The organism is Streptomyces hazeniae, from assembly GCF_031845485.1.
GTDB classification, from domain to species: Bacteria; Actinomycetota; Actinomycetes; order Streptomycetales; family Streptomycetaceae; genus Streptomyces; species Streptomyces hazeniae.
In genome coordinates this window covers 63,543-86,144 of record NZ_JAVREQ010000005.1, presented here as the reverse complement: position 1 = coordinate 86,144, position 22,602 = coordinate 63,543, and the positions used below count along the sequence as shown (strand labels likewise).

The 22,602-nt window shown below is 71.3% G+C and carries 19 protein-coding genes and 3 tRNA genes; 2 read left to right on the top strand and 20 right to left on the bottom strand.

What is annotated here, in order from left to right; translation table 11 throughout:
- Positions 1 to 40: 40 nt before the first annotated feature.
- From RM572_RS07955 to leuC, 3 genes are all read right to left on the bottom strand, one after another.
- Entirely contained in the window at positions 41 to 331 is a 291-nt protein-coding gene (locus RM572_RS07955) for an SCO5555 family protein (RefSeq protein WP_311672562.1), read from the bottom strand.
- Between the two features lie 134 nt (positions 332 to 465).
- Positions 466 to 1,059, bottom strand: coding sequence for a 3-isopropylmalate dehydratase small subunit (gene leuD, locus RM572_RS07950; protein WP_027763837.1), 594 nt, complete (start codon positions 1,057 to 1,059; stop codon positions 466 to 468).
- A 3-nt stretch (positions 1,060 to 1,062) separates the two neighbouring features.
- Positions 1,063 to 2,487 (bottom strand): 3-isopropylmalate dehydratase large subunit, encoded by a 1,425-nt coding sequence (gene leuC, locus RM572_RS07945; protein WP_027763836.1) that lies wholly within the window; start codon positions 2,485 to 2,487, stop codon positions 1,063 to 1,065.
- A 158-nt stretch (positions 2,488 to 2,645) separates the two neighbouring features.
- Here leuC and ndgR point away from each other — a divergent pair, with 158 nt between their 5' ends.
- Entirely contained in the window at positions 2,646 to 3,380 is a 735-nt protein-coding gene (ndgR, locus tag RM572_RS07940; protein WP_027763835.1) for an IclR family transcriptional regulator NdgR, read from the top strand.
- Positions 3,381 to 3,479: 99 nt separating this feature from the next.
- Here ndgR and RM572_RS07935 read toward each other — a convergent pair.
- The 13 genes from RM572_RS07935 to RM572_RS07875 form a co-directional block, all read right to left on the bottom strand.
- Positions 3,480 to 3,552 (bottom strand) — tRNA-Glu (locus tag RM572_RS07935).
- A 28-nt stretch (positions 3,553 to 3,580) separates the two neighbouring features.
- Positions 3,581 to 3,653: transfer RNA gene (locus RM572_RS07930), tRNA-Glu, on the bottom strand.
- A 37-nt stretch (positions 3,654 to 3,690) separates the two neighbouring features.
- A tRNA-Gln gene (locus tag RM572_RS07925) sits at positions 3,691 to 3,762 on the bottom strand.
- A gap of 213 nt (positions 3,763 to 3,975) precedes the next feature.
- Positions 3,976 to 5,496 carry a glutamate--tRNA ligase gene (gene gltX / locus RM572_RS07920; protein ID WP_311672561.1) on the bottom strand — a complete coding sequence of 507 codons (1,521 nt, stop codon included), beginning with the start codon at positions 5,494 to 5,496 and terminating at the stop codon, positions 3,976 to 3,978.
- Complete coding sequence (locus RM572_RS07915) at positions 5,489 to 6,256, bottom strand: fumarylacetoacetate hydrolase family protein (RefSeq protein ID WP_311672560.1); 768 nt, start codon at positions 6,254 to 6,256, stop codon at positions 5,489 to 5,491. The genes gltX and RM572_RS07915 overlap by 8 nt, the downstream gene beginning before the upstream one ends.
- Positions 6,257 to 6,380: 124 nt before the next feature.
- Positions 6,381 to 7,001, bottom strand: a complete 621-nt coding sequence (locus tag RM572_RS07910) for a GTP-binding protein (protein ID WP_394813549.1) — start codon at positions 6,999 to 7,001, stop codon at positions 6,381 to 6,383.
- Positions 6,982 to 7,395, bottom strand: coding sequence for a DUF742 domain-containing protein (locus RM572_RS07905; protein ID WP_311672559.1), 414 nt, complete (start codon positions 7,393 to 7,395; stop codon positions 6,982 to 6,984). Before RM572_RS07905 ends, RM572_RS07910 begins: the two co-directional genes overlap by 20 nt.
- Before the next feature lie 67 nt (positions 7,396 to 7,462).
- The gene (locus tag RM572_RS07900) at positions 7,463 to 7,876 is read right to left on the bottom strand and encodes a roadblock/LC7 domain-containing protein (RefSeq protein ID WP_136185200.1); all 414 of its coding nucleotides are present in this window, start codon (positions 7,874 to 7,876) and stop codon (positions 7,463 to 7,465) included.
- Between the two features lie 10 nt (positions 7,877 to 7,886).
- Positions 7,887 to 10,997: a sensor histidine kinase gene (locus tag RM572_RS07895; RefSeq protein ID WP_311672558.1), complete on the bottom strand. Its 3,111-nt coding sequence runs from the start codon at positions 10,995 to 10,997 to the stop codon at positions 7,887 to 7,889.
- Positions 10,998 to 11,349: 352 nt separating this feature from the next.
- Positions 11,350 to 11,970: a GTP-binding protein gene (locus RM572_RS07890; protein ID WP_394813548.1), complete on the bottom strand. Its 621-nt coding sequence runs from the start codon at positions 11,968 to 11,970 to the stop codon at positions 11,350 to 11,352.
- On the bottom strand, positions 11,951 to 12,364 hold the full coding sequence (locus RM572_RS07885) for a DUF742 domain-containing protein (RefSeq protein ID WP_027765239.1): 414 nt from the start codon (positions 12,362 to 12,364) through the stop codon (positions 11,951 to 11,953). Before RM572_RS07885 ends, RM572_RS07890 begins: the two co-directional genes overlap by 20 nt.
- A gap of 67 nt (positions 12,365 to 12,431) precedes the next feature.
- Positions 12,432 to 12,845, bottom strand: a complete 414-nt coding sequence (locus RM572_RS07880) for a roadblock/LC7 domain-containing protein (RefSeq protein WP_037791317.1) — start codon at positions 12,843 to 12,845, stop codon at positions 12,432 to 12,434.
- A gap of 9 nt (positions 12,846 to 12,854) precedes the next feature.
- Positions 12,855 to 16,340, bottom strand: a complete 3,486-nt coding sequence (locus tag RM572_RS07875) for a nitrate- and nitrite sensing domain-containing protein (protein WP_311672557.1) — start codon at positions 16,338 to 16,340, stop codon at positions 12,855 to 12,857.
- 548 nt (positions 16,341 to 16,888) lie between these two features.
- On the opposite strand from RM572_RS07875, the gene RM572_RS07870 reads away from it, so the two are divergent.
- A complete protein-coding gene (locus RM572_RS07870) occupies positions 16,889 to 17,065 on the top strand; it encodes a hypothetical protein (protein WP_311672556.1) in 177 nt (58 codons plus the stop codon).
- Positions 17,066 to 17,151: 86 nt separating this feature from the next.
- Here RM572_RS07870 and RM572_RS07865 read toward each other — a convergent pair whose 3' ends face one another.
- The 4 genes from RM572_RS07865 to RM572_RS07850 form a co-directional block, all read right to left on the bottom strand.
- Positions 17,152 to 17,376 (bottom strand): acyl-CoA carboxylase epsilon subunit, encoded by a 225-nt coding sequence (locus tag RM572_RS07865; RefSeq protein ID WP_027765236.1) that lies wholly within the window; start codon positions 17,374 to 17,376, stop codon positions 17,152 to 17,154.
- Positions 17,377 to 17,438: 62 nt separating this feature from the next.
- Positions 17,439 to 19,004 (bottom strand): acyl-CoA carboxylase subunit beta, encoded by a 1,566-nt coding sequence (locus RM572_RS07860; RefSeq protein WP_311672555.1) that lies wholly within the window; start codon positions 19,002 to 19,004, stop codon positions 17,439 to 17,441.
- Positions 19,005 to 19,249: 245 nt separating this feature from the next.
- On the bottom strand, positions 19,250 to 20,896 hold the full coding sequence (gene cimA / locus RM572_RS07855; protein ID WP_311672554.1) for a citramalate synthase: 1,647 nt from the start codon (positions 20,894 to 20,896) through the stop codon (positions 19,250 to 19,252).
- Between the two features lie 377 nt (positions 20,897 to 21,273).
- The gene (locus RM572_RS07850; RefSeq protein WP_311672553.1) at positions 21,274 to 22,380 is read right to left on the bottom strand and encodes a branched-chain amino acid aminotransferase; all 1,107 of its coding nucleotides are present in this window, start codon (positions 22,378 to 22,380) and stop codon (positions 21,274 to 21,276) included.
- Positions 22,381 to 22,602: the final 222 nt, after the last annotated feature.

Below are 22,602 nucleotides of genomic sequence, written 5' to 3'. Positions count from 1 at the left end.
AAACGGGCGAATCACCCTTGTGCCGCAATGAAGTCGACCGTCAGGAAGGCCCGTCGGAGCCCGCCGCACCGGTTTCACCGCGGCGTCGCCCGTCGCGTACTCCGCCTCGTTCGGCCGGGAACCGCCCCTCGTCGATGTCCGTCATGAGCCGTGCCAGACGCCGCTCGGCGTCCGCCGGATCGTGTTTGGAGGCCGCCGTGACGACGAGCAGCTTCCGCGTCAGCGCCACCCGTACGCCCTCCGGGACTTGCAGGGTGCGTACGCGTGTGTGCGCCTCCTTCAGGCGGGCGGCGAGTCGGTCGTAGAGCTCGAGTTGACCGTCGCTGTCCATGTTCCGATTGTGCCATCTGAGGTGAGTTGTCACCTTGCGGGGACCCAACACGACGACGCGCCCCCGCCCTGCAGGCGGGGGGCGCGTGGGCCGCGGGGCGTCCGTGGCGGCTGTTCCGCCCTCGCCGGAAGCCGTCAGGCGGCCTGGGTCCGGGGCTTGAAGGCCGGGCGGCGGCTCTCGTAGGCCGCGATGGCGGTCTCGTTCTGGAGGGTGAGGCTGATGTCGTCCAGCCCTTCCAGGAGCCGCCAGCGCGCGTTCTCGTCGAGCTCGAAGTCGGCGTCGACTCCCTCGGCCAGGACCTTGCGCCGCTGCAGGTCGACGGTCACCGGGGCCTGCGGGTCGCGCTCCGCCAGCTGCCACAGCCGCTCCACGGTCTCCTGCGGGAGCACCACCGTGAGCAGGCCGTTCTTGAGCGAGTTGCCGCGGAAGATGTCGGCGAAGCGGGAGGAGACGACGGCCTTGAACCCGTGGTTCTGGAGCGCCCAGACGGCATGCTCGCGGGAGGAGCCGGTGCCGAAGTCGGGACCCGCGACGAGCACGGTGCCGCCCGCGTACCGCGGCTGGTTGAGGACGAAGTCCGGGTCCTTGCGCCAGGCCTCGAACAGCCCGTCCTCGAAGCCGTCCCGGGTGACCTTCTTCAGCCAGTGGGCGGGGATGATCTGGTCGGTGTCCACGTTGCTGCGGCGCAGCGGTACGGCCCGGCCGGTGTGGGTGGTGAAGGCTTCCATGGCTCAGGCCTCCTGGAGTGCGGGGACGTCGGCGAGGTCGGCGGGCGAGGCGAGGCGGCCCAGCACCGCGGTGGCGGCGGCGACCTGCGGCGAGACCAGGTGGGTGCGTCCGCCCTTGCCCTGCCTGCCCTCGAAGTTGCGGTTGGAGGTGGACGCGGCCCGCTCCCCCGGTTCGAGCTGGTCGGGGTTCATGCCGAGGCACATCGAACAGCCGGCGTGCCGCCATTCGGCGCCGGCAGCGGTGAAGACCTTGTCCAGGCCCTCCGCCACGGCCTGGAGGGAGACCCGCACCGAGCCGGGCACCACCAGCATCGTGACGTCATCGGCGACCCGGTGCCCCTCCAGTACGGCGGCGGCGGCGCGCAGGTCCTCGATGCGGCCGTTGGTGCAGGAGCCCACGAAAACGGTGTCGACGGGGATCTCACGCAGCGGCTGCCCGGCGGACAGACCCATGTACTCCAGCGCCTTCTGGGCGGCGTACCGGTCGCTGTCGTCGGCGAACGACGCCGGGTCGGGCACGGACGCGGAGAGCGGGGCGCCCTGTCCCGGGTTGGTGCCCCAGGTGACGAAGGGTGCCAGCTGGGAGGCGTCCAGGACGACCTCGTGGTCGAAGGCCGCGTCGTCGTCGGTGCGCAGCGTCCGCCAGTACTCCACCGCGGCGTCCCAGTCGGCGCCCTGTGGGGCGTGGTCGCGGCCCTTCAGGTAGGCGAAGGTGGTCTCGTCCGGGGCGATCATGCCGGCGCGGGCGCCCGCCTCGATGGACATGTTGCAGATGGTCATCCGGGCTTCCATCGAGAGCTTCTCGATCGCCTCGCCCCGGTACTCGATGACGTAGCCCTGCCCGCCGCCGGTGCCGATGCGGGCGATGACGGCGAGGATCAGGTCCTTGGCGGTGACGTCCTCGGGCAGTTCGCCCCGCACCGTGACCGCCATCGTCCGGAACGGGGCCAGCGGCAGGGTCTGGGTGGCGAGCACGTGCTCGACCTGGCTGGTGCCGATGCCGAAGGCCAGCGCGCCGAACGCGCCGTGCGTGGCGGTGTGGCTGTCGCCGCACACCACGGTGGTGCCGGGCTGGGTCAGTCCCAGCTGCGGTCCCACCACGTGGACGATGCCCTGCTCGACGTCGCCCAGCGGGTGCAGCCGGACGCCGAAGTCCGCGCAGTTCTTGCGCAGGGTCTCCAGCTGGGTGCGGGAGACGGGGTCGGCGATGGGCTTGTCGATGTCCAGCGTGGGGGTGTTGTGGTCCTCGGTGGCGAGGGTGAGGTCGGTTCGGCGCACGGGGCGGCCGGCCTTGCGCAGCCCGTCGAAGGCCTGCGGGCTGGTCACCTCGTGGAGGAGGTGGAGATCGATGAAGAGGAGGTCGGGTTCGCCCTCCGCACGCCGGACGACATGGTCGTCCCAGACCTTCTCCGCGAGTGTCCGTGCCATCGCTTTCCCTCCGTGACCGGCAGCGCCGCCGGGCACATGTCGTTGCCCTTCGCCTCCCGTACGCGCCCGGGGGGCGCGTGGCGACTCTCACTCCAGACTGGAGGGTCCGGGAGGAAATTGAACTTGCGTTTCATACTCTGAGACGTGAGTATCGACGCATGGACAACAGTAGCGGCGCCACGAGCGGAGTGGGTGTTCTCGACAAGGCGGCTCTGGTGCTCAGCGCGCTGGAGTCCGGGCCGGCGACCCTCGCCGGGCTGGTCGGGTCGACCGGGCTGGCACGCCCGACGGCCCACCGGCTCGCGGTGGCGCTGGAGCACCACCGCATGGTGGCGCGGGACATGCAGGGCCGGTTCATCCTCGGCCCGCGGCTGGGTGAGCTGGCTGCGGCGGCCGGCGAGGACCGGCTGCTCGCCTCGGCCGGACCGGTGCTCACGCACCTGCGGGACATCACCGGGGAGAGCGCGCAGTTGTACCGGCGCCAGGGCGACATGCGGATCTGCGTGGCGGCGGCCGAGCGGCTGTCCGGTCTGCGGGACACCGTCCCGGTCGGGTCGACGCTGCCGATGAAGGCCGGGTCGGCGGCGCAGATCCTCATGGCCTGGGAGGAGCCGGAGCGGCTGCACCGAGGGCTCCAGGGGGCCCGTTTCACGGCGACGGCCCTGTCCGGCGTCCGGCGGCGCGGCTGGGCGCAGTCGATCGGCGAACGGGAACCGGGGGTGGCCTCGGTGTCCGCGCCGGTGCGTGGCCCGTCGAACCGCGTGGTCGCGGCGGTGTCCGTGTCCGGGCCGATCGAGCGGCTGACGCGGCACCCGGGGCGTATGCACGCGCAGGCGATCGTGGACGCGGCGGCGCGGCTGAGCGAGTCGCTGCGGCGCAGCGGCGGAAGCTGATTCCTCGCGGCCGACCCCCCGGGGGCCCGGCCGCGGAACGCGAAGAGGCCCTCCCGGAGGGAGGGCCTCTTCGGTGAGCGGGAGGTCTTCGCGACCGTGTACCCCCGACCGGATTCGAACCGGCGCTACCGCCTTGAGAGGGCGGCGTGCTAGGCCGCTACACAACGGGGGCTTACCGCTGATCCTCCGAAGAGGATCCGTACCCCCGACCGGATTCGAACCGGCGCTACCGCCTTGAGAGGGCGGCGTGCTAGGCCGCTACACAACGGGGGCATCGATCTGCGAGGAGCTGCTGCTCTGCGAGATCGCGCTGGGCTACCAGGACTCGAACCTAGACTAACTGAACCAGAATCAGTCGTGCTGCCAATTACACCATAGCCCACCAAAACGCAACCCCTTGGGGGGATTGTGTCCGGGTGGCCGCCTCCCGGTGGTCCGGCCTTCCGGCCCGCCCCGTTCGGCGACAGGAAGAACATTACCCGATCGAGGACCGTGCTCCAAAACGGGTTCCCGCGCGGCCACAGGCCCGTGGGCCGGCGAGGGGCCGGGGACGTCGCGAGGACGTCTCCGGCCCTCACGGGGCCGGGCGCGGGTCTCAGCCCTCGGGCTGGGCGGCGAGTTGGGCCAGTGCGGCGTCGACCCGGGCGAGCGTGCGCTCGCGGCCGAGCACCTCCAGCGACTCGAACAGCGGCAGGCCGACGGTACGTCCGGTGACGGCCACGCGCAGCGGCGCCTGCGCCTTGCCGAGCTTGAGACCGTGGGCCTCGCCGGCGGCCAGCACGGCCTCCTTGAGCGGGTCGGCGGCCCAGGAGGGGCCGTCCAGCTCCGCCAGGCGCGAGTGGATGGACCGCAGCACGTCCGCGGCCCCCGGCTTCATCGCCTTCTGCCAGGACTTCTCGTCCCGCACCGGCTCCTCGAGGAAGAGGAAGTCGACGTTCTGCGTGATTTCCGAGAGGACCGTCAGCCGGGTCTGGGCCAGCGGCGCCAGCGCGTCGAACGCCTCCTGGTCGAACGCCTCGGGCTTCCAGGGCGCGAACGGGTCGCGCAGCCAGGGCGCGCAGGCGGCCGTGAAGTCGGCGGCCGGCATCTCCCGGATGTGGGTCGCGTTGATGGCCTCGCACTTCTTCAGGTCGAAGCGCGCCGGGTTGGCGTTGACGTCCGCCACGTCGAACGCCGCCACCATCTCCTCCAGGGTGAAGACGTCCCGGTCCTCGGCGATCGACCAGCCCAGCAGCGAAAGGTAGTTGAGCAGACCGGCGGGCAGGAAGCCGCGCTCGCGGTAGAGGTTGAGCGAGGACTGCGGGTCCCGCTTGGAGAGCTTCTTGTTGCCCTCCCCCATCACGTACGGCAGGTGACCGAACGCCGGTACGGTGCCGCCGCCCACACCGATCTCGGCAAGCGCCCGGTACAGCGCGATCTGGCGCGGCGTGGAGGACAGCAGGTCCTCGCCGCGCAGCACGTGCGTGATCTCCATCAGCGCGTCGTCGACCGGGTTGACCAGCGTGTACAGCGGGGCGCCGTTGGCGCGCACGATGCCGTAGTCGGTGACGTTCTCCGGCTGGAAGGTCAGTTCGCCGCGCACCAGGTCGGTGAAGGTGATCGGCGTGTCCGGCATCCGGAAGCGGACGATCGAGGCACGGCCGGCCTCCTCGTACTGGGCGACCTGCTCGGCCGGCAGGTCGCGGCACAGACCGTCGTAGCCGGACGGACGGCCCTCGGCCCGCGCCAGCTCGCGGCGCGTCTCCAGCTCCTCGGCGGTGCAGTAGCAGCGGTAGGCGTGACCGGCGTCGAGCAGCTTCCCGGCCACGTCCCGGTAGAGGTCCATGCGCTGCGACTGGCGGTACGGGCCGTGCGGGCCGACCTCCCCGCCGGAGGCGCCGTCGAAGGCCGCCGGGCCCTCGTCCCAGTCCAGGCCGAGCCAGCGCATGGCGTCCAGCAGCTGTTCGTAGGACTCCTCCGAGTCGCGGGCGGCGTCGGTGTCCTCGATGCGGAAGACCAGCGTGCCGCCGTGGTGCCGGGCGAAGGCCCAGTTGAACAGCGCGGTGCGGACGAGACCGACGTGCGGGTTGCCGGTCGGCGAGGGACAGAATCGGACGCGTACGTTTGCGTCAGCCACGATTGACAACCTTGTTGGTGAGAGTGCCGATGCCTTCGATGGTGACGGCGACCTCGTCGCCGGGGTGAAGGGGGCCGACCCCTGCCGGGGTGCCCGTGAGGACGACGTCGCCCGGGAGCAGCGTCATGGCCTCGGTGATGTGCACGATCAGATCCTCCACCGGGCGGACCATCTCGCTGGTGCGGCCCAGCTGGCGCTGCTCGCCGTTGACCGTGCACTGCACGGCCAGGTCGGCGGGGTCCAGCTCCGTCTCGATCCAGGGCCCGAGCGGGCAGGAGGTGTCGAAGCCCTTCGCCCGCGCCCACTGGCTCTCCGCGCGCTGCGCGTCACGGGCAGTGACGTCGTTGGCGCAGGTGTAGCCGAGGATCACGTCGCGCGCGCGCTCGCGGGGCACGTCCTTGCACATGCGGCCGATCACCACGGCGAGCTCCGCCTCGTGGTGCACCTCGGACGAGAAGCCGGGGTAGACGACGGGGTCCCCGGGCCCGGCGACGGAGGTCGAGGGCTTGAAGAAGACGACCGGGACGTCCGGGACGGTGTTGCCCAGTTCCCTGGCGTGCTCCGCGTAGTTGCGGCCGATGGCCACGACCTTGTTCGGGAGCACCGGGGAGAGCAGGCGGACCTGTTCGGCGCCGAGGGGGAGTTTGTGGCCCGAGCGCTCGAAGTCGGCGAAGGGATGGCCCTTGATGATCTCGAGTTCGTCGCCCTCGACGACGCCGAAGGCGACGTTGCCGTCGAGGGAGAAGCGGGCGATGCGCACGGGGATTTCCTTGGGGCTCGGCGTCTGCGGGTGCGCCCCTCAGCCTATTGCACGCCTCCGCGGACGCCGGACGGGCTCGGCCCTGCCGGAGCCCGTCCGGTGTCCGCGGGGATCGGGGGTTCTGTCAGCGGAGCCGGGCCATCAGCGCGTGCTCGACCAGGGTGATCAGCGCGCTCTTGGCGTCGGCGCGGTGCCGGGCGTCGGTGGTGATGATCGGCGCGTCCGGCCCGATCTGCAGCGCCTCCCGCACCTCCTCCGGCGTGTACGGCTGATGGCCCTCGAAGCCGTTGAGCGCGATCACGAACGGCAGACCGCTGTTCTCGAAGTAGTCCACCGCCGGGAAGCAGTCCGCCAGCCGGCGCGTGTCCACCAGCACCACGGCACCGATCGCACCGCGCACCAGGTCGTCCCACATGAACCAGAACCGGTCCTGACCCGGCGTACCGAACAGGTACAGGATCAGATCGTCGTCCAGGGTGATGCGGCCGAAGTCCATCGCCACCGTGGTCGTGGTCTTGTCCGCAGTGTGGGTCAGATCGTCCACGCCGGCCGACGCGGAGGTCATCACGGCCTCGGTACGCAGCGGATTGATCTCCGACACCGCGCCGACGAACGTCGTCTTGCCCACGCCGAAGCCGCCGGCCACCACGATCTTGGCCGAGGTCGTGGACCGGGGGGCGGGGACGCCGCCCCCGCCTCCGTGCGCCGGCTGCCCCGCCTGCGGGCTAGAGCTTGCGAAGTCCACTGAGCACCCTTTCCAGCAAGGTCACGTCGGGGGCGCCGCCGGGCTCGGCGTTGCCGCCGGGCTGGTGGATGGCCACCATCCCGGCCTCGGCGAGGTCGGCGACGAGAATCCGGGCCACGCCCAGGGGTATCGCCAGCAGCGCGGAGACCTCCGCGACCGACTTGACCTCACGGCACAAGTGGCAGATGCGCTGGTGCTCCGGGAGCAGGCCCTGGAGGTGCGCCGGGTCGGCGCTGGTGCTCACCAGGGCCTCGATCGCCAACTGGTAGCGGGGACGGGTTCGGCCACCCGTCATGGCGTAGGGACGCACCAACGGCTGGTCGCAGTCATCGCCGTAGGAGGCGTGGTGTTGCGGCGCACCGTAAGGGCCGGGCGAGGCGTGCGGCGGGATCATGGCTCCTCCGGGCGAGGCATTCTGTCGGCGATGCGGACTGTGGTGCTCATGTGGGGGGAGCTGACACTCAGTTGAGGATGCTGCCTTGCAGTTCCGCGCGGACGTCCGGGGTGAGCACGGTGCCCGCGCGGTCCACGAGGAGGGCCATCTCGTACCCGACGAGGCCGATGTCGGCATCGGGATGGGCGAGGACGGCGAGGGAGGAGCCGTCCGAGATGGACATGATGAAGAGGAAGCCGCGCTCCATCTCCACGACCGTCTGGTTGACGCTGCCGCCCTCGAAGATGCGGGACGCCCCGGCGGTCAGCGAGGTCAGCCCCGACGCGACCGCCGCCAGCTGGTCGGCACGATCGCGGGGGAAGCCCTCGGACATCGCGAGGAGCAGTCCGTCCGCGGAGACCACCACCGTGTGGGACACCCCGGGGGTGTTGTCCACGAAGTTGGTGATCAACCAGTTCAGGTTCTGCGCCGCCTGGCTCATCGGGCTCACACTAACGCTCCTGATCGTAGGTGCTGCCGGGGCCGAAGCCCTGTCGGTCGTTCTGGTGGGCATCGCTCGCGTTGCGTCCCCTTCGGACGCCGCGGTGCAGGTTGCTGAGCCTGCCGCGTACGTCCTCGGGGGCGCGGGAGACCTGAGGGCCGCCCTGCGGGCTCTGCGCCGCGGTGCCCTCGACCAGGTTGGCCCTGGGCACCCGTCGCGGGAGGCCGGAGTGCGTGACACCGCCGGCCTGCGGGTTGCGCAGCTTCTCGGCCCGGCCCCAGCGGTCGTCGTTGGCCGAACTCCACTGGTCGCCGGTGTTCTCCGGGGAGCCCGGCTGCTGCGGCAGGGACTGCTGCGGCTGCTGGGACGGAGATTCCGCTTGGACCTGGTGCTGCGCTGCCGGTCCCTCTTCGTGCGGCCGTCGCCCCGGGTCCCGCCGCGGGAGTCCCGCGCCGGTCGTGGAGTGGTAGCTGCTCGGTGAGGGGCCCGGTCGTTCGAAGCCTACGCGCTCACCGGTGCCCTCGTGAACGCCGGGAGCGGATTCCGCTTCCGGCCAGCCCGAGGTCCGGTGATCATAACCGGGCTGGTCACCGGCCGGGAACTCCGGGCCGGGGTCGTATCCGCTCTGCCCGTATCCGGACCGGTCTGCGGCCCCCGCGGCATAGCCGCCGCTCGAGGGCCCGCCGTCCGTTTCGTACCCGGGGCGGGCTCCGTAACCGTCGCCGGCTCCGTAACCGTCGCCGTACCCGGTGCCGTAGCCGTCGCCGGTCTCGTTCCACACACCCTCCGGCTCGTCGGGCCGACGGCCCTCCAGCGCCGCGCGGCGCTCCTCACGCAGGAGCGAGCGGCCGAGGGCGTCGTACTGCGCCCCGTCCGGGACCGGCTCGCCCTCGGAGGCGAAACGGGAGTCGTCGAAGCCCAGGTCGGCGGCCGAGCGCAGGTGCTGGTCGAAGACCGGCTGCGCGGCAGCGGGCTGCTCGGGCATGATCCTCGAGACGGTGAAGTCCTGCTCGACCTCCTCCGCGCCGCCACCGTGCGTGATGGCCTCCGGAAGCATGACCAGCGAGGTGGTGCCGGCCTGCTCCCCCGAGGGCCGCAGCTGCACGCGGATGCCGTGCCGGTCGGCCAGGCGGCCGACCACGAACAGGCCCATCCGGCGGGAGACGGCGGCGTCCACGGTCGGCGGGTTCGCCAGCTTGTGGTTGATGTCCGCGAAGTCCTCCGCGGTCAGGCCGATGCCCTTGTCGTGGATCTCGATCATCACCCGGCCGTCCGGCAGGCGCGTGGCGGCGACCTCGACCCGGGTCTGCGGCGAGGAGAACGAGGTGGCGTTCTCCAGCAGCTCGGCCAGCAGGTGCACGAGGTCCGTCACGGCCGCGCCGTGGATCTCGCTGTCCGGGACGGAGGACATCCCGACCCGCTCGTAGTGCTCCACCTCCGAGGACGCGGCGCGCAGGATGTCCACCAGCGGCACCGGCCGGCTCCAGCTGCGGCCGGGCTCCTCGCCCGCGAGGACCAGCAGGTTCTCGCCGTTGCGGCGCATGCGGGTGGCCAGGTGGTCCAGCCGGAAGAGGTTCTCCAGCTGGTCGGGGTCGGCCTCGTTGTTCTCCAGTTCGGTGATCAGGGCGAGCTGGCGCTCGATGAGGCCCTGGTTGCGGCTGGAGAGGTTGGTGAAGATCGCGTTGACGTTGCCTCGCAGCAGCGCCTGCTCCGCCGCGAGCCGGACGGCCTCGCGGTGCACCTGGTCGAAGGCCCGGGCGACCTCGCCGATCTCGTCGGTGCTGGTGATGGGGATGGGCTCGACGCGGGTGTCGACCCGGCCGGGCTCGGTCCGGGAGAGCTGGTCGACGAGCATCGGCAGGCGCTGCTCGGCGACGTCGAACGCGGCCGTCCGCAGCGAGAGCATGCTGCGGCTCATGGAGCGGGCCATGAGCGCGGCGAGCGCGAAGGCGATCAGCAGCGCGGTGAGCACGATGGCGCCGGTGACGAAGGTGTCGGTGCGGGACTCGGCGGCGATCTGCTCGGTCTCGGCCACGGCGCTGTCGACCAGCTCGGTCTCCACGGCCCGGTAGGCGTCGAACTTGGCCGTGGCGGCGGCGGACCAGGTCTGCGGGGTGACGCCCTGCCGGCGCAGCTCGCTCGCCTCGGCACCGCCGGCGATCGCCCGGATCATGTCCTCCATCGGCGGCGGGGCGACGAACGGTTTGCCCTGGGCCTCGGCCGCCTGCCGGGCGGCGGCGACCCTCTCCTTGCCTGCCTGCTGCGCCTGCCGCATGTCCTTCTCGAAGAGCGCGATGTCCTGGGGGCGCCCACCGCCGACGAACTCCTCCACGGCGATCCGCTCGAGGTAGGCGTACGAGGAGAAGGCCGTGAGCTGGCGCTTCAGCTCGGCGGGATCCTCGGCGGGCTTCAGCAGCAGGTGCATGCCGATGGAGCGCTGGAGCGACTCCGCGCCCTTGGCGAGAGCGACGGCGTAGACCGACCGGCCGTAGGAAGTGACGTTGCCGGAGCCGAGACCCAGTTCGTTCGCGAACTGCATCAGGAAGTGCTGGACCTCGGTGTAGCCCTCCTCGGTCTTCACACCGTCGAGCCTGCCCGTGTAGGCGACCTGGCGCAGCTTCTCCAGCTGCGGCTCGGCCTCGCGGAACTGCTCCAGACGGCGCTCGAGGCCCGGCTTGGCCGGCATGTTCTCGGCCTCGGCGTCGAACGCCTCCTTGGCGCGGTCCGTGGCCGCGCGCAGCTTGAGGACCGTCGGATCGTTCCTGCGGCCGTCGAGGAGGGGTTCGGCGGTGCGATCACGCTCGTTGAGCAGGGCGTTGCTGTAGTCGTACGCGGCCTCGACGAGGCGGGCGATGTCGTGCGCCTCCTCGGCCTCGTTCCAGGTGTCGACCGAGCTCTGCACCCGGAATCCGCCGAAGACGAGCGCGACCAGCACGGGAATCAGCAGGATCGCGTTCAGCCTGGTGGGCACGCGCCAGTTGCGCACGGACAGCCGGCTGCCGCTCGGCGGGACCGGCTCGGACGGCCGTCCACGCTCCGCCGACACGCGGGCGGGCGGGGTGAAATTGCCCCGTGACCCGTCCGTGTCCTGCGGAGCGGAGTCCTTGTTCCTACGCCTCACTCGAATTCTCACCTCTCGGCGCGTGGCCCCTCGAATTGGATGAAGCCGTACCTACTGCTGAGTTCAGCGAATTCCAGCACGTGGGGGCGCCGCTTTCCAAACACTTGACGGAGCCCTCGATTCGTGGCAGCACGCAAGGTTCGAATCACTGCAAAAGGGACAAGAGGGGCGAAAGCTCAAGTATTTGTGCGCAGAACGAAACGTTCTGCTCGCCCGGCGTGTCGACGGCCCGTCAATCAGCTGCGGAAACGTTATGAAACGTGCCTCAACCATGGCGAAGAACACACTCGGGACCGGAACGGCCGAGTGGATCAACTCGTCCCGCTGCGGGACGAGTTGATCGCGAGGAGCGTCACTTGAGGCGGGCCAGCAGCGCGTGCTCGACCAGGGTGATCAGCGCGCTCTTCGCCTCGGCGCGGTGCCGGGCGTCGGTGGTGATGATCGGCGCGTCCGGCCCGATCTGCAGCGCCTCCCGCACCTCCTCCGGCGTGTACGGCTGATGGCCCTCGAAGCCGTTGAGCGCGATCACGAACGGCAGACCGCTGTTCTCGAAGTAGTCCACCGCCGGGAAGCAGTCCGCCAGCCGGCGCGTGTCCACCAGCACCACGGCACCGATCGCACCGCGCACCAGGTCGTCCCACATGAACCAGAACCGGTCCTGACCCGGCGTACCGAACAGGTACAGGATCAGATCGTCGTCCAGGGTGATGCGGCCGAAGTCCATCGCCACCGTGGTCGTGGTCTTGTCCGCAGTGTGGGTCAGATCGTCCACGCCGGCCGACGCGGAGGTCATCACGGCCTCGGTACGCAGCGGATTGATCTCCGACACCGCGCCGACGAACGTCGTCTTGCCCACGCCGAAGCCGCCGGCCACCACGATCTTGGCCGAGGTCGTGGACCGGGGGGCGGGGACGCCGCCCCCGCCTCCGTGCGCCGGCTGCCCCGCCTGCGGGCTAGAGCTTGCGAAGTCCACTGAGCACCCTTTCCAGCAAGGTCACGTCGGGGGCGCCGCCGGGCTCGGCGTTGCCGCCGGGCTGGTGGATGGCCACCATCCCGGCCTCGGCGAGGTCGGCGACGAGAATCCGGGCCACGCCCAGGGGTATCGCCAGCAGCGCGGAGACCTCCGCGACCGACTTGACCTCACGGCACAAGTGGCAGATGCGCTGGTGCTCCGGGAGCAGGCCCTGGAGGTGCGCCGGGTCGGCGCTGGTGCTCACCAGCGCCTCGATCGCCAACTGGTAGCGCGGACGCGTACGGCCGCCCGTCATCGCGTACGGACGCACCAGCGGCTGGTCGCCGTCATCGCCGTAGGAGGCGTGGTGTTGCGGCGCACCGTACGGGCCGGGCGAGGCGTGCGGCGGGATCATGGCTCCTCCGGGCGAGGCATTCTGTCGGCGATGCGGACTGTGGTGCTCATGTGGGGGGAGCTGACACTCAGTTGAGGATGCTGCCTTGCAGTTCCGCGCGGACGTCCGGGGTGAGGACGGTGCCCGCGCGGTCCACGAGGAGGGCCATCTCGTACCCGACGAGGCCGATGTCGGCATCGGGATGGGCGAGGACGGCGAGGGAGGAGCCGTCCGAGATGGACATGATGAAGAGGAAGCCGCGCTCCATCTCCACGACCGTCTGGTTGACGCTGCCGCCCTCGAAGATGCGGGAGGCCCCGGCGGTCAGCGAGGTCAGCCCCGACGCGACCGCCGCCAGCTGGTCGGCACGATCGCGGGGAAAGCCCTCGGACAACGCGAGGAGGAGGCCGTCCGCGGACACCACCACCGTGTGGGACACCCCGGGGGTGTTGTCCACGAAGTTGGTGATCAACCAGTTCAGGTTCTGCGCCGCCTGGCTCATCGGACTCAACTAACGCTCCTGCTGGTAGGTGGGGCCGATGCCGCGGCCGTCCGCACCGGCCTGACGGCCCTGCTGGATGCCACGACGGAGATTCGTCAGCCGCCCGCGCACGTCATCCGGCGCACGCGAGACCTGAGGACCGGACCGGGCGGTGCCGTCCTGCTGCTGCGCGGTCCCCGCCACCAGGTTGGCACGGGGCACGCGACGCGGCAGGCCGGACGTGGTGACGCCCCCGGCAGCGGGCTGGCGCAGCTGTTCCGCCTGACGCCAGCGCTCGTCGTTCGGGGCGGCACCCCAGTTGGCTCCCGTGTCGTGGGAGCCGCCGGTGCCGGGGCCTTCGCCGTTCGGCATGCCGCGCGCGGGCTGCCGCGGCGGCATCTCGGCGGAGGCGGGGCCGGGGCGCGGGGTGTGCGCCTGCGACTGCGGGTCACCGTTCCCGGACGCCGGGGTACCGGCGTTCCGGTTCTGGGACCCGGAGGAGCCGCGGAACCAACTCGATTCCATCGACTCGAAAATCGGGGTACGGGTGTCGGCGCCGGCCGGCGGCCCTGCGGGGATGCCGAAGTCGTCGTTCCCGTAGGACGGGCCGCCCTGACCGAGTTCTGCCGGGCCGCCTTGGCCCGGGCCTCCGTACGACGGGCCTCCGTACGACGGGCCGCCGTAGGAGGGACCGCCCTGGCCCGGTCCGGACGCGGACGGTCCGGCGGGCAGGGCGAACTCTCCGGTGTCCTGCGGCCCGGCCTGCGGGTGTGCGGCCCGGGGGTAGTCGCCGGTGGCCGACTCGTCGTGACCGCGCGGGGTGTCCGCCGCAGCCCAGCTCGGCCGGGGCGGCTCCAGCGCGCCGCCGGGCGCCGGACGCCCCGCCGGGGGCGGTCCGTCGAAGTCGGGGCGCTCGAACTGGGCGGTGTCACCAGGGCCACCGGGGCGGCTCGGGCCGCCGCTCTGTGGCCTCGGGAAGCCGCCGGCACCTGCTGCGGACGGGGCGCCGCCGCCGGGCAGCTCGCCTGCGGGGCCGCCGCCGCGCACCGGCAGTCCGGGGCGCTGCGGGCCGCCCGCACCGGCTCCCGGCGCGCCGCCGCCGAAGAAGTCGCCGCCGGACGCCTGCGGGGCACCGGAGCCCGCGCCGACGGGCGTACCGCCGCCGACGGGACGCTTGGGCAGACCGGAGGGACTGCCGCCCGGCTCGCGGCCGGGCAGTGCGGGGCGGGCTGCGCCTCCCCCGACCTGCCCGCGGGAGGCGCCGCCCAGCGGGGACTGGCCGGCCGACGGGGAGCCCGCGCCGCCGCGGGGCTCGCGCTGGAGCGCCGCGGCGAGGCCGCCGCCCTTGGGGGCGCCGGCGCGGGCGCCGGGCTTGCCCTTGGGCGCCTGACCGCCCTGGGCGACGTCGACCGGGAGCATGACCAGCGCGGTGGTGCCGCCGGAGTCGGAGGGCCGCAGCTGGATCCGGATGCCGTGCCGCAGGGACAGGCGGCCGACCACGAACAGACCCATGCGGCGGGAGACGGAGACGTCCACGGTCGGCGGGTTCGCCAGCCGCTCGTTGATCGCGGAGAGGTCTTCGGGGGACAGGCCGATGCCGGTGTCGTGGATCTCGACCAGCACCCGGCCGTCGGGCAGTGCGTGGCCGGTGACCTTGACCTTGGTCTGCGGGGAGGAGAACGAGGTGGCGTTCTCCAGCAGCTCGGCGAGCAGGTGGACCAGGTCGTTGACCACTCGGCCGGCGACCTCGGTGGAGGGCACCGAGTTGAGTTCGATGCGCTCGTACTGCTCCACCTCGGAGGCGGCGGCGCGGAGCACGTCGACGAGCGGGACCGGCCGGGTCCAGCGGCGTCCCGGCTCCTCGCCCGCGAGGACGAGGAGGTTCTCGCCGTTGCGGCGCATGCGGGTCGCGAGGTGGTCCAGCTTGAACAGCGAGGACAGCTGGTCCGGGTCGGCCTCGCGGGACTCCAGTTCGGAGATCAGCGACAGCTGGCGCTGGATGAGGCCCTGGCTGCGACGCGAGAGGTTGGTGAACATCGCGTTGACGTTGCCCCGCAGCAGGGCCTGCTCGCCGGCGAGCCGCACGGCCTCGCGGTGGACGTCGTCGAACGCCGCGGCCACCCGGCCGATCTCGTCCCGGCTGTGCACGCCCACGGACTCGACGGAGGTGTCGACGTCCTGCGGCTCGGCCTCGGACATCTGCTTGACCAGCTCGGGGAGCCGTTTGCGGGCGACGTCCTGGGCGGTGTCCTGGAGGCGGCGCAGCGACCGGACCATCGAACGGGCGACGACGAAGGCACCGACCAGCGAGATGCCCAGCACGAGCAGGATGAGGGCACCGTTGATGATCGCGTTGCGCTGCGACTCGGAGCGGAGCGTACGGGCTTCCTGCTCCATGTCGTTGAGCAGGGACTCCTCGATCTTCTCCATCTCGTAGATCTTGGTGGAGTCCTGGTCGTACCAGTCGAGGTAGGAGCGGTCCTCCTGCGCGATGCCGTCGTCGGAGCTGAGGACCCGGTCGCGGTAGGTGTTCGCGGCGCTGATGTTGACGATGCCGCCGTCCAGCGGCTCCAGCAGGTCCTCGGACTCCTGCGGTCCGTAGACGGCGCGGAACGAGCCGAGGCTGGAGGCTTCGGCCTCCATGGCGCTCTTGGCGTACAGACGGTCGTTCTCGGACAGCTCGGGCCCGCCCTTGTGGGCCAGGCCGGCGCTGATGATGGCCCGCTGGATGGAGGCGTACTCCTTCGCGGAGGAGAAGGAGGCCAGCGCGCGGGTGCTCTGGATCATGTCCGGGTTGCTGGTCGCCTGCGCCATGTCCTGGGAGAGGGACAACAGCGAGTCGATGAGCCGGCTGTACCGGTCGACGGTCTGCGAGGTGTACTTCGGGTTCTCGTACGCGTTCTCGCGGATGCTCTTGAGGTCCTGGAGCTGACGGCTGATGTCGTACACCGTGGCCTGGACACCGGCGAGCACCTGGTCGTCGGGGTTGATGTCCCCGGAGGCCTCACGGAAGGCGGCGCGCGCCCGGTCCGTGGCCTCGCGGGTCGAGACGACCGAGTCGTCCTTCTCGTTGCCCGTGCTGACCAGCGGGCCGGCCGCCTTGTCCCGCTCCTCCTGGAGGGCGGCGGCGAGTTCGGTGGCGTGCTCCGTCATCTCGGTGAGGAGCCGCATGTTGTCGAGCTGATCGACGTTGGAGAGGGAGTCCTCGATGCGGAGGGCGCCGAGGGTGGTGGCCGCGACTACCGGGAGGGCCAGCAGTGAGACCAGGCGCGTGCTGATGCGCCAGTTGCGCAGGGCCAGACGGGACCCCGGCCCGCCGGACTCCCGGGTCCTGCCGCCGGCGGTGCCGCCGTCCGCGGACCGGCCGCTGGACAGCGTCTCCGTGGTCTCGGATTCCTGGACGGCCGCCGTCGGGCTGCTCTCCCGGGCACGCTGGGGCGAGGAGCCGCGGTCGGTCGCACCGCGCAGCTCCGGGTCTCCCGCAGCGCTGCCATCCCTCTTGAAACGTCCCTGCACTAGCGTCGCAACCTCTGGACCAGGCGTCCCCCCGCTCAGCGCAGCGGGACGGTATCGATAGGGGGGTTTCCCGGGCCCCCAGGGCGGTCGTGAGTGACCGGCGCGTCCCGTTCGACCGCCGCGCGGCGCTCCTGTGCGCCCCCTGCGCGCCGGCTGTTCTCCCGCGGCGGTCCGTGGAATTCCAGCACAGTGCCGGATCTGCAACAAGGCCTGTGGATGACCCTGTGACATAGGTGACGCTCTGGAGACATGCGATCACCTCCCGTGGAGGCGCCCACCCGATATACCGGACGTATCCGCACGAGCATGGCGGCTCACCTCCCTGCCCCGGTAGCGAGCAGTGCGGCGCACTTCGTCACGATTCTCCCGTTCGCCCCTTTTGTTGCTCCCCGCAGCCTGACCGCTATGCCGGTTTTGTTGGTGAGTAAGTGAGGAAACTCACAGGCCAGGGGTTGTCTGAATCACATGGCTCTGGGGAATCGGGGGCCTACGCTCGGCTTTTACACGCCGTACCGAAACGACAAGCGACTCGCTGGGGAACCCGACACGTGAAGACGACGATGCGCATCAGCACCATAGCCAACCCCCGCCGCACCACTCTCGCGCACCTCGACAGCGCGGACGAGCTGGCACCGCAGTCGGTCGAAGGGCTGGGGGAGACGGAGCTCCCCGTGCAGACCGCAAATCCGCTCCGCACCGTGCTGATGGACGACCCGCGCAGCTGACGACCCGCGCGCGCCGCACACGCGGAAGCCCCGTGCACCGAGGTGTACGGGGCTTCATCGTGCCGTCTCCCGGGACGGCCGGGGGATCAGTGGCGCCAGCTGTGCGGGGCCCGGAAGCCCGGCGTACGCTCCAGACGGCGCCAGCCGGCCTTTCCGGCAGCACCGCGGGCGGCGGCCGCGCTGTGGCCGGCGGCGGCCTGGAGCGGGGCGGCGGTCGCACGCGCCAGCAGCAGGGCGGTGACGGCGGCGAGTTCCTCGTCGCTCGCGTGGCCCTTCTCGACGCGGACCAGTCGGGTGCCTGCAGTGCTCACTTCGTTCTCCGTCTCTCTGCGTCGGTCGGTCGGGGTGTGCTGCGCGGTGCGGGACGGGCCCGTCACTGGGGCGGGTTGCCGTGCTTGCGGGAGGGCAGGTCCGCGTGCTTGCTGCGCAGCATCCGCAGCGAGTCGACGAGCACCTGCCGCGTCTGCGCCGGGTCGATCACGTCGTCGACCAGCCCCCGCTCGGCCGCGTAGTACGGATGCATCAGCTCCGCCTTGTACTCCTTGACCATCCGGGCCCGCATCGCCTCCGGATCGTCCGCCGCCGCGATCTGCCGCCGGAAGATCACGTTCGCCGCGCCCTCCGCGCCCATCACCGCGATCTCGTTCGTCGGCCACGCGAACGTCAGGTCCGCCCCGATCGACTGGGAATCCATCACGATGTACGCACCCCCGTACGCCTTGCGCAGCACCACCGAGATCCGCGGCACCGTCGCGTTGCAGTAGGCGTACAGCAGCTTCGCCCCGTGCCGGATGATCCCGCCGTGCTCCTGGTCCACTCCTGGGAGAAAACCCGGAACGTCGAGCAGCGTCACGATCGGGATGTTGAACGCGTCGCACATCTGCACGAACCGCGCCGCCTTCTCACTGGCCTCGATGTCCAGCACACCCGCCAGCACCTGCGGCTGGTTGGCCACGATCCCCACGACCTGGCCACCCATCCGCGCCAGCACGCACAGGATGTTCCCCGCCCACCGCTCGTGGACCTCCAGCAGCTCACCGTCGTCGACGAGTTCCTCGATGACGGCCCGCATGTCGTACGGGCGATTGCCGTCGGCCGGGACCAGGTCGAGGAGGGACTCGGTGCGGCGGGCGACCTCGTCGGAGGTCTCCGCCACGGGCGGGTTCTCGCGGTTGTTCTGCGGGAGGAGGGACAGCAGGTACCGGACCTCCTCCAGGCACGTCTGCTCGTCGTCGTACGCGAAATGACACACGCCCGACGTCGCCGCGTGCACGTCCGCACCACCCAGACCGTTCTGCGACACCTGCGCACCGGTCACCGCCTGCACCACATCCGGACCCGTGATGAACATCTGCGAGGTCTCCCGCACCATGAACACGAAATCCGTCAACGCCGGCGAATACGCCGCACCCCCCGCACACGGCCCCAGCATCACACTGATCTGCGGAATCACCCCCGACGCCCGCGTGTTCCGCTGAAAAATCCCCCCATACCCCGCCAGCGCCGAAACACCCTCCTGAATCCGCGCCCCCGCACCGTCGTTCAACGACACCAACGGCGCACCCGCCGCGATCGCCATATCCATGATCTTGTGAATCTTCGCCGCATGCGCCTCCCCCAGCGCACCACCGAAGATCCGGAAATCGTGGGCGTACACGAACACCGTCCGCCCCTCGACCTCACCCCACCCCGTCACCACACCATCGGTGTACGGCCGCTTCGCCTCCAGCCCGAACCCCGACGCACGATGCCGCCGCAGCGTCTCCACCTCACGGAACGACCCCGCATCCATCAGCAGATCGATCCGCTCCCGAGCCGTCAGCTTGCCCTTCGCATGCTGCGCCTCCGTCGCCCGCTCACTCGGCCCTCCAAGGGCCTCGTCACGGATCGCGTGCAGCTCGGCCACTCGGCCGCGGGAGTCCTGAGGCAAATCGGTCATGTGCAGACCCTACGAAACGACCCCGCGTCGCGCCGTCGTCAGATTCGTACAGTCTCCGCGCCGGATAAATGGCCGCCACGAACAGAACCTGGCGCTTCCCGCCACGCGACACAGCGAACTCTCCCACGGCAGCGGTCTGTAGCTGTGGGATCCCTACAGGACGGTACGCGTGCGGGTGGCGCGCGGGGGTTCACCTCCCTGGCCGCACCCGTACGCGCCCGAGCCTGCCGGGCGTTGTCGGGACCCTACTCCCCCGGTGTCGCACCCGCGCGCAGCAGTCCGTAGGTGTAGGCGTCCTCCAGCGCCTGCCAGGAGGCCGCGATGACGTTCTCGGCGACGCCGACCGTGGACCACTCGGCGGCGCCGTCCGAGGTGGAGATCAGCACGCGGGTGGTGGACTCGGTGCCGTGCGTGCCCTCCAGGATGCGGACCTTGTAGTCGACGAGCTCCAGCCGGGCGAGTCCGGGGTAGATGCGCTCCAGGCCCACGCGCAGCGCGCGGTCCAGCGCGTTGACCGGGCCGTTGCCCTCTCCGGTGGCGACGACGCGTTCGCCCTTGGCCCACAGCCGCACCGTCGCCTCGTTGGCGTGCGAACCGTCGGGGCGGTCCTCGACGATGGCGCGCCACGACTCCAGCCGGAAGAAGCGCTCGGCCCTGCGGTCCGGCCCGCCGTGCACCTCGTCGCGCAGCAGCAGTTCGAAGGACGCGTCGGCGGCCTCGTAGGTGTAGCCGCGCAGCTCCTTCTCCTTGACCCGTTCGACGATCCGGCCGACGAGGTCGCGGTCGCCGCTGAGGTCGTACCCCAGCTCCCTGCCCTTGAGCTCGACCGAGGCGCGGCCCGCCATGTCGGAGACCAGCATGCGCATGGAGTTGCCGACCTGTTCGGGGTCGATGTGCTGGTACAGGTCGGGGTCGACCTTGATGGCGGAGGCGTGCAGGCCCGCCTTGTGCGCGAAGGCGGAGGTGCCGACGTAGGGCTGGTGGGTGGACGGGGTCAGGTTCACCACCTCGGCGACGGCGTGCGAGATGCGGGTCATCTCGGCGAGCGCACCCTCCGGGAGCACCCGGCGGCCGTACTTGAGCTCCAGGGCGGCCACGACGGGGAAGAGGTTGGCGTTGCCGACGCGCTCGCCGTACCCGTTGGCGGTGCACTGCACGTGGGTGGCGCCGGCGTCGACGGCGGCCAGGGTGTTGGCGACGGCGCAGCCGGTGTCGTCCTGGGCGTGCACGCCGAGGCGGGCGCCGGTGTCCGCGAGCACCGCGCGGACCACGGCCTGGACGTCGCCGGGGAGCATGCCGCCGTTCGTGTCGCAGAGCACCACGACGTCCGCGCCGGCCTCGTGCGCCGTCCGCACGACCTGCGTGGCGTACGCGGGGTCGGCGCGGTGACCGTCGAAGAAGTGCTCGCAGTCGACGAAGACCCGGCGGCCCAGACCGCGGAGGTGGGCGACGGTGTCGCGCACCATGGCCAGGTTCTCCTCCCGCGTGGTGCGCAGCGCGAGTTCGACGTGCCGGTCGTGGGACTTGGCGACCAGCGTGACGACCGGAGCACCGGACTCGGCGAGGGCGACGACCTGCGGGTCGTCGGCCGCCGCGACGCCCGGACGGCGGGTGGCGCCGAACGCGACGAGCTGCGCGTGCCGGAAGTCGATCTCTGCCAGGGCGCGCTGGAAGAACTCGGTGTCGCGCGGGTTGGCCCCTGGCCAGCCGCCCTCGATGAAGCCGACACCGAAGTCGTCCAGGTGCCGGGCGATGGTGAGCTTGTCGGCGACGCTCAGGTTGATGCCTTCGCGCTGCGCTCCGTCGCGCAGCGTGGTGTCGAAGACGTGGAAGTCGTCTCCGGGGCGGGCGTCCCGGGGGTGGACGGCGTCACTGGGGGCGTCCTGCGGCATGGTGGTCAGGGCTCCTGTCGGGATGAGCGATCCGGAAGGCACGGTTCCACTTGTCCCCATCATCCCTCGCGCTCCGCTTCCTGCGGGGTGGGCCGGAAAACGAAAAGACCCCTCGCTGGTCGCGAGAGGTCTGCGCGCGGGTCTGGGACACGGTGGTCGCCGACGCATCCGGTCGGATGCGGTCAGCGGTCACGGCGGACCGGCGCGCTGTCACCGATAATCATGGTGAACGAGAGCACGCGACGAGCCTCGCACAGGTCGGTCCGGCCCACCATCGCATCTCACCATCCGGACATCGGCCGGACGCCGTCCCAGCACCACGCCGCACAACACGCCGGACGCGCGGTGGGACCGCGCGTCCGGAGCCGTGGCGTCGTTCAGCCGAGCCGGTGCATCCAGCCGTGCGGGTCGGGGGCGTGGCCGGTCTGGAGCGCGAGCAGCGTCTCGCGCAGCTTCATGGTGACCTCGCCGGGCTCACCGTCCCCGACGGCCCACTCGCCGCGGGCCGACTTCACGTGGCCGACCGGGGTGATGACGGCGGCGGTGCCGCAGGCGAAGACCTCGGTGAGGGTGCCGTCCTCGTTGCCGCGGCGCCAGTCCTCGGTGGAGATGCGCGCCTCGGCGGTCTTGTGGCCCAGGTCCTCCGCGATGCGGAGCAGCGAGTCACGGGTGATGCCGGGCAGCAGGGTGCCCGTCAGCTCGGGCGTGACGATCCGGGCGTCCGCTCCGCTGCCGTAGACGAAGTAGAGGTTCATGCCGCCCATCTCCTCGATGTAGCGGCGCTCCAGCGCGTCCAGCCAGACCACCTGGTCGCAGCCCTGCGCCGCAGCCTCCTTCTGGGCGACCAGGGAGGCGGCGTAGTTGCCGCCGGTCTTGGCCTCGCCCATGCCTCCGGGAGCGGCGCGGACGTACTCCTCGGAGAGCCAGACCGAGACCGGCTTCACGCCGCGCGGGAAGTAGGCACCGGCGGGCGAGGCGATCACGATGAACAGGTACTCGTTCGCGGGGCGGACGCCCAGCCCCACCTCCGTGGCGAACAGGAAGGGGCGCAGGTAGAGCGACTGCTCGCCCTCGCTCGGCACCCAGTCGCGGTCCTGCTTCACCAGTAGGTCGCAGGCCTCGACGAAGGTCTCGACCGGAAGCTCCGGCATGGCCAGACGCCGGGCGGAGCGCTGGAAGCGGCGCGCGTTGGCGTCGGGGCGGAAGCTGGCGACGGAGCCGTCCGCCTGCTTGTACGCCTTGAGGCCCTCGAAGATCGTCTGCGCGTAGTGCAGCGTCGCGTTCGCCGGGTCGATGGACAGCGGCGCGTACGGCTGGAGCTGCGCGTCGTGCCAGCCGCGGCCCTCGGTCCAGCGGATGGTGACCATGTGGTCGGTGAAGTGGCGGCCGAAGCCGGGATCGGCGAGCACGGCCTCGCGCTCGGCGGCGGACAGCGGCTGCGCTGAGGGCTTCAGGTCGAAGTCGATGCGGGGCGTCGTCGTCATGTGAGCGCGTCCTTCGGTGAGTGTCGTGGCGGACCGCGACGCCGTTACCCCTGTTCCCGGGAGTAGTAGGACGTCCGAGCTTCCCTCCCTGCGCGGTCCCGCATCCGATTATCGCGCGCGGGCCGCCGTCCGGCTGACGGGGGTGGCGGTCCTGGGTGCATGGTGACACCCGGCCGCGTGCTTGCCCAGCGGACGGGCGGCGGGCGCCCGTCCGCGGAGTCC